The organism is Kitasatospora sp. NPDC093806 (genome assembly GCF_040683335.1).
GTDB lineage: Bacteria > Actinomycetota > Actinomycetes > Streptomycetales > Streptomycetaceae > Kitasatospora.
The window spans coordinates 11,708-27,489 of record NZ_JBFBDO010000107.1; the positions used below are offsets into that span (position 1 = coordinate 11,708).

General features: G+C 75.3%; 13 protein-coding genes. 5 read left to right on the top strand and 8 right to left on the bottom strand.

What is annotated here, in order from left to right:
* Window positions 1-439: 439 nt before the first annotated feature.
* Together AB0N76_RS32670 and AB0N76_RS32675 are read right to left on the bottom strand one after the other, a co-directional pair.
* Window positions 440-793, bottom strand: coding sequence for a hypothetical protein (locus AB0N76_RS32670; RefSeq protein WP_363563396.1), 354 nt, complete (start codon window positions 791-793; stop codon window positions 440-442).
* Window positions 790-1,389 (bottom strand): universal stress protein, encoded by a 600-nt coding sequence (locus AB0N76_RS32675; protein WP_363563398.1) that lies wholly within the window; start codon window positions 1,387-1,389, stop codon window positions 790-792. The genes AB0N76_RS32670 and AB0N76_RS32675 overlap by 4 nt, the downstream gene beginning before the upstream one ends.
* A gap of 296 nt (window positions 1,390-1,685) precedes the next feature.
* Between AB0N76_RS32675 and AB0N76_RS32680 the strand changes: the two genes are divergently transcribed.
* A complete protein-coding gene (locus AB0N76_RS32680) occupies window positions 1,686-2,774 on the top strand; it encodes a hypothetical protein (protein ID WP_363563400.1) in 1,089 nt (362 codons plus the stop codon).
* A 57-nt stretch (window positions 2,775-2,831) separates the two neighbouring features.
* Here AB0N76_RS32680 and AB0N76_RS32685 read toward each other — a convergent pair whose 3' ends face one another.
* From AB0N76_RS32685 to AB0N76_RS32705, 5 genes are all read right to left on the bottom strand, one after another.
* Window positions 2,832-4,187, bottom strand: coding sequence for a nitrate/nitrite transporter (locus AB0N76_RS32685; protein ID WP_363563402.1), 1,356 nt, complete (start codon window positions 4,185-4,187; stop codon window positions 2,832-2,834).
* Window positions 4,184-4,573 (bottom strand): nitrite reductase (NAD(P)H) small subunit family protein, encoded by a 390-nt coding sequence (locus AB0N76_RS32690; RefSeq protein ID WP_363563404.1) that lies wholly within the window; start codon window positions 4,571-4,573, stop codon window positions 4,184-4,186. The genes AB0N76_RS32685 and AB0N76_RS32690 overlap by 4 nt, the downstream gene beginning before the upstream one ends.
* On the bottom strand, window positions 4,570-7,173 hold the full coding sequence (gene nirB, locus AB0N76_RS32695) for a nitrite reductase large subunit NirB (protein ID WP_363563406.1): 2,604 nt from the start codon (window positions 7,171-7,173) through the stop codon (window positions 4,570-4,572). The genes AB0N76_RS32690 and nirB overlap by 4 nt, the downstream gene beginning before the upstream one ends.
* A 99-nt stretch (window positions 7,174-7,272) precedes the next feature.
* Entirely contained in the window at window positions 7,273-8,601 is a 1,329-nt protein-coding gene (locus AB0N76_RS32700) for an FAD-dependent oxidoreductase (protein WP_363563408.1), read from the bottom strand.
* A complete protein-coding gene (locus AB0N76_RS32705) occupies window positions 8,601-10,802 on the bottom strand; it encodes a molybdopterin oxidoreductase family protein (RefSeq protein ID WP_363563410.1) in 2,202 nt (733 codons plus the stop codon). The genes AB0N76_RS32700 and AB0N76_RS32705 overlap by 1 nt, the downstream gene beginning before the upstream one ends.
* Window positions 10,803-10,994: 192 nt before the next feature.
* Between AB0N76_RS32705 and AB0N76_RS32710 the strand changes: the two genes are divergently transcribed.
* Both AB0N76_RS32710 and AB0N76_RS32715 read left to right on the top strand, forming a co-directional pair.
* Complete coding sequence (locus AB0N76_RS32710) at window positions 10,995-12,140, top strand: uroporphyrinogen-III synthase (protein ID WP_363563412.1); 1,146 nt, start codon at window positions 10,995-10,997, stop codon at window positions 12,138-12,140.
* Complete coding sequence (locus AB0N76_RS32715) at window positions 12,140-12,874, top strand: CbiX/SirB N-terminal domain-containing protein (protein ID WP_363563414.1); 735 nt, start codon at window positions 12,140-12,142, stop codon at window positions 12,872-12,874. The genes AB0N76_RS32710 and AB0N76_RS32715 overlap by 1 nt, the downstream gene beginning before the upstream one ends.
* Here the strand turns inward: AB0N76_RS32715 and AB0N76_RS32720 are convergent.
* Window positions 12,829-13,389 carry a hypothetical protein gene (locus AB0N76_RS32720; protein ID WP_363563416.1) on the bottom strand — a complete coding sequence of 187 codons (561 nt, stop codon included), beginning with the start codon at window positions 13,387-13,389 and terminating at the stop codon, window positions 12,829-12,831. The genes AB0N76_RS32715 and AB0N76_RS32720 overlap by 46 nt on opposite strands.
* 192 nt (window positions 13,390-13,581) lie before the next feature.
* Between AB0N76_RS32720 and AB0N76_RS32725 the strand changes: the two genes are divergently transcribed.
* Together AB0N76_RS32725 and AB0N76_RS32730 are read left to right on the top strand one after the other, a co-directional pair.
* On the top strand, window positions 13,582-15,114 hold the full coding sequence (locus AB0N76_RS32725) for a carboxyl transferase domain-containing protein (protein WP_363563418.1): 1,533 nt from the start codon (window positions 13,582-13,584) through the stop codon (window positions 15,112-15,114).
* 100 nt (window positions 15,115-15,214) lie between these two features.
* On the top strand, window positions 15,215-15,517 hold the full coding sequence (locus AB0N76_RS32730; protein WP_363563420.1) for a hypothetical protein: 303 nt from the start codon (window positions 15,215-15,217) through the stop codon (window positions 15,515-15,517).
* Window positions 15,518-15,782 lie beyond the last annotated feature (265 nt).

Below are 15,782 nucleotides of genomic sequence, written 5' to 3' on the forward strand. Positions count from 1 at the left end.
ACGGCCGGAACGCGAACGAGGCCCGGCACCCCGTGAAGGGTGCCGGGCCTCGCCCGACTTGGAGCGCCAGGCCCGGGTCGCACGGACTCTCCCCACTGAAAGTGGGACGTGCTCTGGTAGCACCACTGACGCCTGACGAGGAATCATTCTCCCTCGCGACGAGAAGAAGACTAGCAGGTCAGAGCCCTGCCACCCAACTCGGGCCAACCCCGCGGCCCTGGAAACGCGAACGAGGCCCGGCACCCCCTGAAGGGTGCCGGGCCTCATCCGACTTGGAGCGCCAGGCCCGGGTCGCACGGACTCTCCCCACTGAAAGTGGGACGTGCTCTGGTAGCACCACTGACGCCTGACGAGAGATCATCTTCCCTCGCGACAGGAAGAACACTACCAGCCTGGAACACCCGCTCGAACCACCGGTGAACGGGGTGGTCGTCGCTGGTCAGGCGGCCAGGTCATAGGGGGTGCGGCGGCGGACGGTGAGGAGGGCGGGGGTGAGCGCCGCCGCGGTGAACAGCAGGAGGCGGGCCGCCTCGTGGCCGGGGCCGGTGAGGGCGAGGGTGCCGTGGGCGTGCTCGACGAAGCCGTTGTGGAAGAGCCAGGCGGCCGCGCCGATCAGCGGGGCGGCGACCGGACGGGAGTGACGGCCGACCGCCGCGCACAGGGCGGCGTAGGCGGCGAGGGCACCCCAGGTCGGCCGCAGCTCGCCGAGCACCGCGAGGACGGGCAGCAGCGCGGCGGAAGCGGTGAGGGCCACCGCGCCGGACACCGACGGGGAGAGCCGGGTGGCGGTCACGCCGTCACCGTCAGCCGGGTCCGGGGGTGGCGCTCCAGGGCCTCCAGTTCGCGCTGGAGCGGCGGTTTCGGGACGGCCAGCACCGGGCAAGTCGCGTGCCGCACGCAGTAGTTGGTGATCGACGGGCGCAGCGCCCGGGCCAGTACCCCGCGACCGCCCGCGCCGAGCACGAGCAGGTCGCCGGGCCGGTCGGCGCAGCGGACCAGCGCCTGGCCGGTCTCGCCGCGGACGGCCACACTGCGCAGCCGGACGCCCGACCAGGCGCCGCCGAAGGCCTGGTCGAGGGCCTCGCGCAGCCGGGTCGCGGCCGCGTCGCGGCAGGCGGAGAGCAGCGGCGGGCACGGCGAGCGGCGGTAGCCGAACTCGCCGCCGACCGGCGTCCAGCAGTGCACGGCGAGCACCTCGGCGTCGAGTCGGCGGGCTTCGGCGACGGCCCGGTGCAGGGCGGCGAGGCTGCCGAGCGAGCCGCTGACGCCGACCACGATCCGGCCACCGCCGCCCCCGGCTCCGGCTCCGTCCCCCGCCCCGTCCGCCCACGGGTCGCTCGCGCGCCCGCTCGGCTCGTCCGCGTAGGTGCCGGCACTGTTGTCCGCCATGGCCCGGTCCGTCCTTCCACCACTGACTGAGGGCTGTCGGTGCCAGCCAAGCCCCGCCATCGGCCGAACGGCTGTTCGTTGACGGAGCCCTGACGCCCGGGACGGCCGTCCGTACGGAATCCTGACGCGGGGACACCGGTGGAAGAACAGCCGGTGCTCGGGGCCCCCGGTGGGCGGGGTGACCTGCGGGGACGCGGCGCCTCCCAGCTTCCTGGGGGTTTCGGCGGCCGGGCGGACGGCCGAGGATGCGGGTGCCCCGTCCGCCGCCCGCCACCTCCGACCGGGAGTCCACGTCCATGCTCCGTCTCGCCGCCCGGGTCGCCTCGACCCTCGCGCTGGCCTCCGCGCTGGCGCTCTCCGTCACCACCCCCGCTCTCGCCGACCCGCCGCAGCCGGCCTCGACGGACATCGTCGGCGTGGGGGCGGAGGTCACGGAGCTGCTGTTCAACCGCTTCTCCACCGACTACAACGCCTCGCTGGCCGCCGCCGGGGACACCACCTCGCCCCGGCTGTACAGCTGGGACTCGACCGGGCCGTCACCGATCGTCACCAAGACGGGCGCGACCGCGATCAGCCGGCCGGACAGCGCCGACAGCGGTATCAACGCGCTCAACAACACCACCAGTGCCACCGTCGACTTCGCCCGCACGGGCCGGGCACCGAGGGACGGTGACCTCACCACCACGCTGTTCATAGGCCTGGCCAAGGACGCCGTGAGCTGGGCCGCCCCGACCGGCGGCAACGCGCCGGCCAACCTGACCACCTTCCAGCTGCGCCAGATCTACACCTGCCAGGTCACCAACTGGCAGCAGCTCGACCCGTCGCTGCCCGACGCCACCATCCGACCGGTGGTGGCCGGCCACGCGTTCGTGAACCAGAGCGGCGTGCACGGCTCGACCATGGACTCCACAGCCTTCTTCCTCCAGGCCCTGGGCTACGCGACCGCGATCGGAAACGATCCCTGGACGGACCACTCGTGTGTGACCGTCGTCGACCGGGAGAACCAGGGCACCGACGCCGTCCTGCGCGACCCGAACGCGATCGTGCCGTACTCCGTCGGCCGCTACGTCGGCCAGGCGCAGTTCGGGCACACCCGCCCGGGTGACGAGCCGGGTCTGCTCGTGCCGCGCTCGATCGACGGCGTGCGGTCGGTCGACACCGTGACCCGCACCATCGACTACACCTTCGCCACCACCCCGTACGCGCGGATCCTCTTCAACGCCGTCCGCAAGGCCGACTGGACCGCCACCGACGCCCACGGCAAGGCGCTGCGCGGCATCTTCGGCACCAACGGATGGGTCTGCAAGCGCAGTGAATCGGTAGCCGCCCTCAAGGAGCACGGCTTCATGCAGATCCCCTCCTGCGGGGTGACCTTCCACATCTGACCGGTGCGGCCGTCGGCCCCCGGACGCGGCCTGCGTCCGGGGGCCGGCGACGTCGGGTCAGCGGCGCGCCCCCGGGCGGAGCCAGACCGCCCAGGTGAGGGCGGAGCAGCACAGGTAGGCGGCGAGGAAGGCCAGGTAGGCGGTGTCGCCGTTGCCGGTGCTGAGGAAGGACTGGCGGAAGGCCAGGTTGACCAGCACGCCACCGAAGGCGCCGACCGCGCCGGCCAGGCCGATCAGGGCGGCGGTGCGGCGGCGGGCGGTGGCCTCGGCGGCGGCCGGGGCGGTGCCGGCGGCGACGGCGGCGCTGGCGCGGCCCTCGTAGTGGGCGGGGATCAGCTTGTACGTGGAGCCGTTGCCGAGGCCGCTGAGCACGAACAGCGCGATGAATCCGGAGAGGAACAGCGGCAGCGAGCCCGCCCGGGAGGCGGCCAGCACGACGGCGGTGCCCGCGCCCATCGCGACGAAGGTGGCCAGGGTGACCCGGGCGCCGCCCCAGCGGTCGGCGAGCCGGCCGCCGACGGGGCGCAGCAGGGAGCCGAGCAGCGGGCCGAGGAAGGTGAGCGCGGCCGCCTTGACCGGGGTGTCGAAGCGGTCGTGGAACTGCACCTGGAGCACCTGCCCGAAGGCGAAGCCGAAGCCGATGAACGAGCCGAAGGTGCCGATGTAGAGGGCGGAGACGGCCCAGCCGTACGGGTCGCGGGCGACCTCGCGCAGCGAGCGGTCGGTGCCGCGCGGGGCGGTGGGCAGGTTGTCCATCCGCGACCAGGCGAGCGCGGCGGCGGCGAGGATCAGCGGGAGGTAGAGCAGTGGCAGCAGCCGGGGGTGGGTGGCGCCGGCGGTGGCGAGGACGAGCAGGCCCAGCAGTTGGACGGCGGGGACGCCGAGGTTGCCGCCGCCGGCGTTGACGCCGAGCGCCCAGCCCTTGAGGCGGTGCGGGTAGAAGGCGTTGATGTTGGCCATCGAGGAGGCGAAGTTGCCGCCGCCGACGCCGGCGACGCAGGCCACGGCGAGCAGGGTGCCGTAGGAGACGCCGGGTTCGAGGACGAGGGCGGCGAGGGCGGTGGGGACGAGCAGCAGCAGGGCGCTGACCACGGTCCAGGTGCGGCCGCCGAAGCGGGCGACGGCGAAGGTGTACGGGAGGCGGAGCAGGGCGCCGAGGGCGGTGGGCAGCGCGGTGAGGGTGAACTTGCCGGCCGGGTCGATGTGGTAGCGGGGGCCGAGGAAGAGCACCAGGACGGACCAGAGGCTCCAGACCGAGAAGCCGATGTGCTCGGAGAGCACCGAGTAGACGAGGTTGCGGCGGGCGATCCGGGCGCCGGTGCGGTCCCAGAACGCGCGGTCCTCCGGGTCCCAGTGGGTGAGGGTGGCGGCGGGCGTTCTGCTGGGCGCGGTACCGAGGGCGGTGGTGGTCATGACTGCTCCTCGCGGGGGCGGTGGGCGCTGGCGCGGACCGGCCAGAGCCGCAGGACGGCGGGGGTGCCGTCGGGGGCGGTGTCCTCGTCCAGGCAGCGGCCGTCGGTGAGGTCGAAGACCTGCTTGTACATCGGGGAGGCGAGCGTCGGCCGGTCGCCGCGGCTGCCGAGCAGGCCGCGGGAGAGGACATACGCGCCGCTGAACGGGTCGCGGTTGTCGACGGCGTGCAGGGCGCCGGCGCGGTCGCGGAAGACGGCGACCTGGGTGCGGGTCTCGGGGCCGGGGCCGGGCCCGGGCAGCAGGACGGCGACGCCGCGGCCGGGTTGCAGGTCGTCGAGGGTGCAGACGGGCTGCCAGCGGGTGCCGTCGTGGATCTCCACGGTCACTTGGCGAGCACCTCCAGCCGGGGACCGGCCACCAGGACCGGGGCGGGGGCAGGGGCGGGGAGGACGTGGCCGTCCTCGCCGGGGCGGGCGGGGCGGATCTGGCCGCGTTCGGGGACGAAGGTGACGGCCGGGTCGGGGGTGCCGGGGGCGTTGACGAAGGAGGCGAAGCGGCGCAGCCGGTCCGGGTCGGCCAGGGTGGCGGCCCATTCGTCCTGGTAGGAGCCGATATGACGGGCCATCAGTTCGTCCAGCTCGGCGGCTATGCCGAGGGAGTCGTCGAGGACGACGGCTCGCAGGTGGTCGAGGCCGCCGTCGAGCCGCTCCAGCCAGACCGAGGTGCGCTCCAGCCGGTCGGCGGTGCGGATGTAGAACATCAGGTAGCGGTCGATGGTGCGGATCAGCGTGTCGCGGTCCAGGTCGGCGGCGAGCAGGTCGGCGTGCCGGGGCGTCATGCCGCCGTTGCCGCCGACGTAGAGGTTCCAGCCGCTGGAGGTGGCGATGACGCCGAAGTCCTTGCTCTGCGCCTCGGCACACTCCCGGGCGCAGCCGGAGACCGCCGACTTGAGCTTGTGCGGGGAGCGCAACCCCCGGTAGCGGAGCTCCAGTTCGATGGCGAGGGCGACCGAGTCCTGCACGCCGTAGCGGCACCAGGTCTCGCCGACGCAGGACTTCACGGTGCGCAGCGCCTTGCCGTAGGCGTGCCCGGACTCGAACCCGGCGTCGACCAACCGGCGCCAGATGGCGGGGAGTTGGTCGACCCCGGCACCGAAGAGGTCGATCCGCTGACCGCCGGTGATCTTGGTGTAGAGGCCGAAGTCGCGGGCCACCTCGCCGATCGTGATCAGCCCGGCCGGGGTGATCTCGCCACCGGGCACCCGGGGCACCACCGAGTAGGAGCCGTTGCGCTGGAGATTGGCCAGGAAGTGGTCGTTGGAGTCCTGCAGGGCGGCCTGTTCGCCGTCCAGGATGTGGCCGTTGGAGAGGCTGGCGAGGATGGAGGCGACGGTCGGCTTGCAGATGTCGCAGCCCTCGCCGCTGCCGTGCCGGTCGATCAGCTCGGAGAACGTGGCGATCCCGGTGACCCGGACGATCTCGTACAGTTCGGCGCGGGTCCGGTCGAAGTGCTCGCACAGGCCGGTCGGCGGGGCGGCGCCGGTGGCGGCCAGCTCCTCGGCGACGACGGTGCCCAGTTGCTTGACGCAGCTGCCGCAGCCGGTGCCGGCCCGGGTGCACTTCTTGACGGCGGCCACGGTGGTGCAGCCCTGGTCGTGGACGGCGGCCCGGACGGCGCCCTGGGTCACGTTGTGGCAGGAGCAGAGCACCGCGTCGTCGGGCAGCGCGACTGGTCCGGCGGCGGCGAACCCGGCGGGCAGCACCAGCTGTTCGGGCGGGGTGGTGAGCGGCCGGCCGGCCAGCGCGAGGGGCCGCAGGGTGCCGTAGGCGTCGGTGTCCCCGACCAGGACGCCGCCGAGCAGGGCGCCGTCCGAGCCGATCACGAGCTTGCGGTAGACGCCGAGCCGACTGTCGCTGTAGAGCACGTCGAGGGCGCCCTCGGCGGTGCCGTGCGGGTCGCCGAAGCTGGCGACGTCGACGCCGAGCAGCTTGAGTTTGGTGGAGGTGTCGGCGCCGGTGAAGCCGGGGCCGGGGCGGCCGGCGAGTTCGCGGGCGGCGGTCTCGGCCATCTGGTAACCGGGGGCGACCAGCCCGTAGACCCGGCCGTCGACGGCCTGGGCGCACTCGCCGATGGCGAGCACGGCCGGGTCCTCGGTGCGGCAGCGCTCGTCGACCACGACGCCGCCGCGCGGGCCGACCGGCAGTCCGCAGTCCCGGGCGAGCTGGTCGCGGGGCCGGACGCCGGCGGAGAACACCACCAGGTCGGTGGGGAGTTCGCGGCCGTCGGAGAGGGTGAGGGCGCGCACCGCGCCGTCCGGGCCGGTGGCCACCCCGCTCGCGGCGGCGGCGGTGTGGACGGTGACGCCGAGGTCCTCGATCTTGCGGCGGAGCAGTTCGCCGCCGCCCTCGTCGACCTGGACGGCCATCAGCCGGGGTGCGAACTCGACCACGTGGGTGGCCAGTCCCATCGCGCGCAGCGCCCCGGCCGCCTCCAGGCCGAGCAGGCCGCCGCCGACCACCACGCCGGTGTGCGCGGGACCGGCGTCCGCGCGGATGCCGTCCAGGTCCTCGACGGTGCGGTAGACGTGGCAGCCGGCGGCGTCGTGGCCGGGGACCGGCGGCACGAACGGGACCGAGCCGGTGGCCAGCACCAGGGCGTCGTAGCGGAGTCGGCTGCCGGAGCGGGTGGTGACGGTGCGGGCGGCCCGGTCGACGGCGGCGACCGGGTCGCCGAGCCGCAGGTCGATGCCGTGCTCGGCGAGGAAGCCGGGCGGGCAGAGCGCGAGGTCCTCGGGCGTGCGGCCGTCGAACAGCGAGCTGAGGTGGACGCGGTCGTAGGCCGGGCGGGGCTCCTCGGCGAGCACGGTGACCCGCCAGCGTCCGGCGACGCCGGGCTGCTCGGTCCAGGCCTCCAGGAAGCGTTGGCCGACCATGCCGTGGCCGACCAGGACGAGGTCCAGCGGCCGCTCGGGCGGGTGCGACGTCATGGGGTGACTCCTCGGGGTGGTGCGGGGGGGTGGGTTCGGGTGACGGGTTCGGGTGACGGGTTCGGGTGGCGGGTTTCGGGTTCCGGCGAGGCGGACCGCTCAGGGGGAGGTCAGCAGGTGGAGCGGGTGGCCGGTGAGCGGGTCGTCCCGGGACCAGGCCTCGGCGAGCGCGTCGAGGCCGGCCAGGTCGCCGAGCAGGATCGCGCCGACCAGCCGGTCCCCGCGCAGCACCAGCTTCTTGTAGCTGCCGCGGGTCGCGTCGGTGAGCCGGAGCACGTCCAGGCCCTCGTCCAGGGTCTCGTCGACGGCTCCGAAGGCCGCGTACTCCAGGCCGCCGGTACTGAGCCGGGCCGGCGGGCGGGACCCGGTGTAGCGGGCCTGCGGGTCGGCGCCGGACAGCCGCAGCGCCAGCACGTCGGCCTGGTCCCAGGCAGGGATGGCCAGACCGTGGACGGCGCCCCGGTGTTCGGCGCAGTCGCCGATCGCGTGGACGTGCGGGGCGCCGGCGGCGAGCCGGTCGTCGACCAGGACGCCGGTGCCGACGGGCAGGCCGGCAGCGTGCGCGAGGGCGGTGCGCGGCCGGGTGCCGCAGGCGAGCACGACCAGGTCGCAGTCGAGCCGGTAGCCGTTGGCCAGTTCGACGCCGGTGACGCGTTCGAGCATCAGCGGGCGGTAGGTGACGCGTCCGGCCGTCGGCGGGTGGTCGGCACCGCGTCCGGCCGTCGACGGGTGGCCGGTGACGCGTCCGGGCGGCGCGGCCGGGTCGGTGTCCGTGGTGAGTGCCCGGGCCCGGTTGCCGGGGTAGCACGCGACGCCGAGCGCGGCGAGCCGCTCGCGCAGCACCGCGCCCGCCTCGGCGTCGAGTTGACGTTCGATCAGATGCGGGGCCTGGTGCACGATCTCGGTCCGGACGCCGAGCCCGGCCAGGGCGCGGGCGGCGCTGACGCCGAGCACGCCGCCGCCGATCACCACGGCCCGGCGGGCGGTGCCGGCGTCCTCGGCGAGCCGGGCGCAGTCGTCCAGCGAGCGGAGCGTGTGCACGCCCTCGACGAGCCCGCGGCCGTCGGCGCGGCGCAGGCCGCGGATGGGCGGCAGCACCGGGTTGGCGCCGGTGGCGAGGACGAGTTCGTCCCAGGGTTCCACGGTCCCGTCGGCCAGGCCGAGCGTGCGGGCGGCCGGGTCGAGGGCCACCGCCTCGCAGCCGGTGCGGAGTTCGGCCGCGCCGAGCGGGAGGGCGATCGCCTCGGCGTCGTAGCGGCCGGTGAGCACGTCGGCGAGCAGCACCCGGTTGTAGGGGGTGCGGGCCTCGGCCGCGTAGAGGGTGACCGTGCCGGGGCCGCCGAGCGCGGTGTACCGCTCGGCGAAGCGGGCCGCCGCCATGCCTCCGCCGACCACGGCGATCCGCCGGTCCGTCGCTCTGCCGGGCATCACGCCACCGTCCTTCCGCCGCGGTCTTCGCCGCCCGATACCTTTTCGGCCGTCCCCGGCAGGCGCTCGACCCGGACCGCGCAGGTCTTGAACTCCGGCATCCGGGAGACCGGGTCGAGCGCCGGGTTGGTGAGGCTGTTGGCCCGTCCGGCGCCGGGCCAGTGGAAGGGCATGAACACGGTGTCCGGCCGGATCCCCGCGCTCACCCGGGCCGGCGCCACCGCCCGGCCGCGCCGGCTGACCACCGCGACCGGCTCCCCGTCGGCGATGCCGAGCCGGGCGGCCAGCCGGGGGTGCAGTTCGACGAACGGCCCGGGCGCCGCCGCGTTCAGCTCGGCCACCCGCCGGGTCTGCGCGCCGCTCTGGTACTGGGCGAGCACCCGGCCGGTGGTCAGGTGCAGCGGGTACTCCCGGTCCGGCTCCTCGCCCGCCGGGCGGTGGGTGACCCCGGCGAACCGGGCGCGGCCGTCCGGGGTGGCGAACCGGTCCAGGAAGAGCCGCGGCGTGCCCGGGTGCCGGGCGTCCGGGCAGGGCCAGAAGACGCCGTCCTCGGCGGCGATCCGCCGGTAGCTGATGCCCGCGTAGTCCGCGTCGCCGCCGGCCGAGGCGCGCCGCAGCTCGTCGAAGACCCGCTCGGCGTCGTCCGGGAAGCCGTCCGGCACGCCCAGCCGGCGGGCGAGCTCGCCGAGCAGCCACAGCTCGCCGCGCACCCCTGCGGGCGGGTCGAGCGCGCGGCGGCGCAGGATCACCCGGCCCTCCAGGTTGGTGGTGGTGCCGTCCTCCTCGGCCCACTGGGTCACCGGCAGGACGACATCGGCGAGCCGGGCCGTCTCGGAGAGCACGAGGTCGGCGACGACCAGCAGGTCCAGCCCGCGCAACCGGGCGGTGACGTGCGCGGCGTTCGGCGCGGACACCACCGGGTTGGAGCCCATCAGCAGCAGCGCCCGGGCGCCGCCGGGCTGTCCGAGGCCGTCCAGCAGCTCGTACGCGGAACGGCCGGACCGGGGCAGCGAGTCCGGGTCGACGCCCCAGACGCCGGCGACGTGGGCGCGGGCGGCCGGGTCCTCGATCGAGCGGTAGCCGGGCAGCTGGTCCGCCTTCTGCCCGTGCTCGCGGCCGCCCTGACCGTTGCCCTGGCCGGTCAGGCAGCCGTACCCCGCGTACCGGCGGCCGGCGTTGCCGGTGGCGAGGCAGAGGTCGATCCAGGCGCCGACGGTGTCGGTGCCCTTGCTGTGCTGCTCCGGTCCGCGCGCGGTGAGCACCATGCCGGTCGCCGCGCACCCGAACAGGCTTGCCGCGCGCTGGAGTTCGGCGACCGGGACGCCGGTGATCCGCTCCACCCGGTCCGGCCAGTGCGCCATCGCGGCGGCCCGGGCCCGGTCGAAGCCGATGGTCCGGGCGGCGACGAACTCCTCGTCCACCAGCCCGTCGGCGATCACCAGGTGGAGCAGGCCGAGGGCGAGCGCGAGGTCGGTGCCGGGGCGCGGCTGGAGGTGCAGGTCGGCCTGCTCGGCGGTCCGGGTGCGGCGCGGGTCGACGACGATCAACGTGCCGCCGTTCTCCCGGAGTTCGCGGAAGTAGCGGAGCGCGGGCGGCATCGTCTCGGCCGGGTTGCCGCCGACCAGGATCAGGCAGCCGGTGTGCGGGAGGTCGGCCAGCGGGAACGGCAGTCCGCGGTCCAGCCCGAACGCCCGCCGGTGCGCGGCCGCCGCCGAGGACATGCAGAACCGGCCGTTGTAGTCGATGTTCGCGGTGCCGAGCACGACCCGGGCGAACTTGCCGAGCTGGTACGCCTTCTCGTTGGTGAGCCCGCCGCCGCCGAACACCCCGACCGCGTCCGCGCCGTGCCGCTCGCGGACGGCGGCGAGGCCGGCCGCCACCCGGTCCAGCGCCTCGTCCCAGCCGGCCGACCGCAGCGGGCCGCCCGGCCGGTCGCGCAGCAGCGGGCCGGTCAGCCGGACGCCGCGGGCCAGCAGGGCGGGGGCGGACTGCCCCTTTCCGCAGAGCGCGCCCCGGTTCACCGGGAAGTCCGGACGCTCCAGCACCTCGACGGGCGGGCCGTCGACGGGTGCGCCGCCGGTGCCGGCCGCCGTCGGGCGCAGCCGCATGCCGCACTGGAGGGAGCAGTACGGGCAGTGGGTGTCGGTGTCCCTGGCCCGGGTGGGGGCGCCGGTGGTGGGGGCGGTGCTGGCGGGGGTCATGGCGAGAAATGTCGCCGGTGGTCGTTTCGCCGCCGGGTCCCCCGTGTTGCGCGCGCGGTACGCGTCGCTCACGCCCGCCGGCACCCGAGGTGCGCCGCCGGACATCCCCCGTAACCGGACCGGCCGTTTCGCTTACGCCCAGGTGACGGGCGGGCAATCCCCCCGTAACGAACGGGCCGCACCCTTTCGGCCATGGCAACGACCACCCTCACCGGACCGCGCCCCGCCCCGCGGCCCGGACCCCTCACCGGCTTCACCATCGGGGTGACCGCCGCCCGCCGCCGCGACGAGCTGACCGCGCTGCTCACCCGGCGCGGTGCCCAGGTCGTCGAGGCACCGGTGCTGCGGATCATGCCGCTCGCCGACGACCTCGCCCTGCGCCGGGCCACCGAGGCCTGCCTGACCGCCCCGCTCGACTACGTGGTCGCGACCACCGGTGTCGGCTGGCGCGGCTGGATGAGCGCCGCCGAGGGCTGGGGCCGGGGCGCCGCCCTCGCCGAGGCCTGCCGGCGGGCCGTCGTCGTCACCCGCGGCCCCAAGGCCACCGGCGCCGTCCGGGCCAGCGGCCTCGGTGAGGGCTTCTCCCCCGGTTCCGAGGCCACCGACGAGCTGCTGACCTGGCTGCTCGCCCGGCCGCTGGCCGGCCGCCGGATCGCCGTCCAGGAGCACGGCGTCCGGCTGGACGAGTTCGCGGCCGCGCTGCGCGAACGCGGCGCCGAGGTCGTCTCCGTCCCCGTCTACCGGTGGGCGCCGCCGGACGACCCGGCGCCGGTGCGGCGGCTGGTCGAGCAGACCGTCCGCCGCCAGGTCCACGCGCTCGCCTTCACCAGCGCCCCCGCCGTCACCGCGTTCATCGAGACCGCCGCCGCCGACGGCCTGCGCGAACCCCTGCTGGACGCGCTGCGCACCGATGTCCTGCCGTTCTGCGTCGGCGCGCTCTGCGCCCGGCCGTTCGCCGAGCTCGGCCTGCCCGCCGAGTTCCCCGAACGCGGCCGGCTGGGCTCGCTGGTCCGCCTGCTCGCCGAGACCCTGCCCCGCCGGGGCCGCCGCGAACTCACCCTGGGAACCCAGGTGTTGACCCTCCAGGGGAACGCCGTCCTGATCGACGGCGGCAGCCGGCTGCTCAGCCCGCGCGGGGCCGCCGTGCTGCGGGCCCTCGCCGAACGCCCCGGCCACGTGCTCAGCCGCGCCGAGCTGCTGCGCACCGCCTGGCCGGACGCGGAGGCCGACGAGCACGCCGTCGAGGCGGCGGTCGGCCGGCTGCGGGCGGCGCTCGGACCGCACGGCCAGCTGATCCGGACCGTGCCGAAGCGCGGCTACCGGCTGGCGGCGGGCTGATGCGGCTGCTCACCGGGGGCCCCGCCCCCGTGCTGCTCGCCGTCGCGCACGGCAGCCGGTCCGCCGCAGCGGGCGCCGCGAACCACGCGCTGCTGGACCGGGTCCGCGCGCTGCGCCCCGAACTCGACGTCCGCTGCTGCTTCCTGGACCTCGCCCGCCCCGCCCTGCCGGAGGCGCTGGCCGCGCTGGACGGCCGGCCTGCCGTCCTGGTGCCGCTGCTCCTCGGCGGCGGCTACCACCTGCGCGTCGACCTGCCGCAGGCCCTCGCCGCCGCCGGTCTGGCCCACCTGCCGCTGGCCCGCGCGCTCGGGCCCCACCCGCTGCTCGCCGCCGCCCTCGCCGACCGGCTGGCCGCCGCCGGACGCCCGGCCGGCGCCGGACCGGTGGTCCTCGCCGCGGCCGGCTCCTCCGACCCGGCCGCCAACGCCGACACCGCGCGCACGGCCGAGTTGCTCGCCCACCACCTCGCCGACGGCGGTCCCGTCGTCCCCGCCTACCTGTCCGCCGCCCGGCCCACCCCGCGGGAGGCGGTCGCCGCCCTGCACGCGGCCGGCCACCGCCGGGTCGCCGTCGCCACCCACCTGCTCGCCCCCGGCTTCTTCGCCGACCGCGCCGCCGCCACCCCGGCCCGCTGGACCGGCGCCCCGCTCGGCAGCCATTCCTTCCTGGCTCGGCTGGTCGCCCACCGCTACGACGAGGCCCGGGCCGGCACCCTCGTCGGCGCGGCGGGCTGACGCCGCCGGTGGTAGGCGAAGGTCAGCGCCAGGATCAGCGGCCCCCACAGCACGAACAGCCCGCTCACCACGGTGGCCAGCGCCCGCCACCAGCCGTTCGTGAAGCCGACCTCCTCGAAGCCCGCGAGTTCGAAGGTGGTGAGCACCCACTGCACGGCCAGCAGGGTGAATCCCAGCCCTGCCGACGCTCCGGCCACCACCACCGCCCGGGCCGGCACCCGCCGCCCGCCGATCACCGGCACCCGGTCCGGCACCACCTCGCCCCAGGGCCGGACCAGCCCCGCGCAGAGCAGCGCGAACGCCTCCGACAGCAGGCTGAGCGTGAGTACATAGGGGACGGTCACCCAGAGCGGCTGCTCGGTCGGCCGCAGCTCCATCCCCATCTGGTGGCCCACCCCGATCGGCAGCCGCCAGAGGCAGACCGGCAGGGCGAGCAGCGGGAGGGCGCGAGCGGTGCGCAACGCCCAGCGGGGGACGGGCCGTTCGGTACCTTGGTCCTTCTTGGCAGTGGTCATGCCTCCAGCCTCGCGCCGCACCCGCCGTCCCGGGATCCTGCGCGGGCCCGATCCCCCTCCCCCGCCCGGGGGATCGCCACCGTGAGGCTGTCGACCTCCTCACACCCGTCCGCCAATCCCCCACGGCCCGCCCCCGCCGCCCTATGGTGATCTTCCTCGGCGCGTTCGGATCCGGTGAATGGGGTGGCACAGATGGGCGTTTCCCTGACGGCGCGGCAGCTGATCGGGCTACTGGTCGACCCCGGCAGCTACCGCGGCTGGGACGAACCCTCCACGCCGACGACCACCGACGCCGAGTACCGGGGCGCTCTCACCCGGGCCCGCGAGCGGACCGGCGTCGACGAGGCCGTGCTCACCGGGGCCGCCCGGATCGGCGGGCAGGCGGTGGCCCTGGTCGCCTCCGAGTTCGGCTTCCTCGGCGGATCGATCGGCGTCGCCACCGCCGAACGGATCACCCAGGCCGTGGAGCGGGCCACCGCCGAACGCCTCCCGCTGGTCGCCCTGCCGGTCTCCGGCGGGACGCGGATGCAGGAGGGTTCGGCGGCGTTCCTCTGCATGCTGCGGATCACCGCCGCCGTCCAGGCCCACCGGGCGGCCGGCCTGCCGTACCTCAGCTACCTGCGCAACCCGACCATGGGCGGGGTGTTCGCGTCCTGGGGCACGCTCGGCCAGCTGGTCTTCGCCGAACCGGGGGCGCGGCTCGGGTTCCTCGGCCCGCGCGTGTACGAGGAACTGCGCGGCGTGGAGCTGCCGGCCGACGTCCAGCGGGCGGAGACGCTGGCCGAACGCGGCCTGGTGGACGCGGTGGTGGCCCCCGAGGAGCTGCGCGAAGTCCTGCGGCGCTCGCTGTCCGTCCTCACCCGCGTCCCGCTGCCCGCCGTCGTTCCTCCTCCTGTTCCCGCCTCATCCCCGCGCCCCGACGCCTGGGACGCCGTCCTCCGCACCCGCCGCCCCGACCGCCCGGGCACCCGCGAACTGCTGCGCCGCACCACCGAGGAACTGGTCCTGCTCGACGCGCCGGGCGGCCGCGGCGGCGCGCTGGTCCGGGCGCTCGCCGTGCTGAACGGGCAGCCCGCCGTGGTCGTCGGCCAGCAGCGGCAGGCCGGCGACGTCGAGCGCCCGTTCACCGCCGCCGACCTGCGCGCCGTCCGCCGCACCGCCCGGCTCGCCGAGCAACTGCGGCTCCCCCTGGTCACGGTGGTCGACACGGCGGGCGCCGAACTCTCCGTCCAGGCCGAACTCGACGGCATCGCGATCGAGATCGCCCACTGCCTCACCACCCTGCTCGCCCTGCGCACCCCGGTCCTGGCCGTCCTCCTCGGCCAGGGCTCCGGCGGCGGAGCACTCGCCCTGCTGCCCGCCGACCACGTCCTCGCCGCTTCCAACGCCTGGCTCGCGCCCCTCCCCCCGGAGGGCGCCTCGGCGATCGTCCACCGCGACGGCGCCCACGCCCCCGACCTCGCCCGCTCCCAGGGCATCACCGCCCACGACCTCGCGGCGGTCGGCCTGGTGGACCAGGTGATCCCCGAACTCCCCGACGCCGCCGACGAACCCGCCGCCTTCTGCACCCGCCTCGGCGACGCCATCGGCACCACCCTCGCCACCCTCACCGCAACACCCACCCCTTCCCTCCTCCACGCCCGCGCCACCCGCCACCGCCGCCTGGGCGACCACAAGATCTCCCACCTCTCCGCCATTACGGACACGAACCACCCGAAAGAATGACGAATTACTAAACTCACCCGACCTGGGGAATCCCCTTCGTGGCCGATCCTTTCCAAGCAACGGCCGCGTCCGAACTGGACGTTGAGAAGGGGAATCCACCATGAGCATGATCCAGACCGGGCTGCTGACCCTCAACTCCACCAACCCGGTGGAGGTCCGCTCCGGCAACACCTCCACCTTCACCCAGGTCACCTTCCCCACGCCCTTCCCCAGCGGATCGACCGTGATCGTGCTGCCGTTCGTGCAGACCTTCAACGGCTCCGACACCCCGGGCCTGCGCATCGCCGACGTCACCACCACCGGCTTCAAGATCCGCATCAACGAACTCCACGCCACCGGCAAGCTCGTCAGCGACGGCACCCACACCACCGAAACCATCGCCTGGCTCGCCAGCACCGTCTGACCCCGCTCCGCACAACGGCCCGCCACCCACCCGGCGGGCCGTTTGCCTTTCCCAATCACCTTGGAAATACCGCCTGGTTGCGCTTCAGCAAGGAAAGAACACAGCATCCAAGCACTCAGAAACGAATGGGACGTCCAGTACCCAGAGCGTGGGAAGTCGACTGGGTCGACATGCCACGCCACCCGGCCCCCGGGGGGGGTGTGCGGGGTTTTGAGTGCCCGCGAGGGGGGGGCCGGCGGTGCGTCGGGGGGTATAGCCCCCCGCC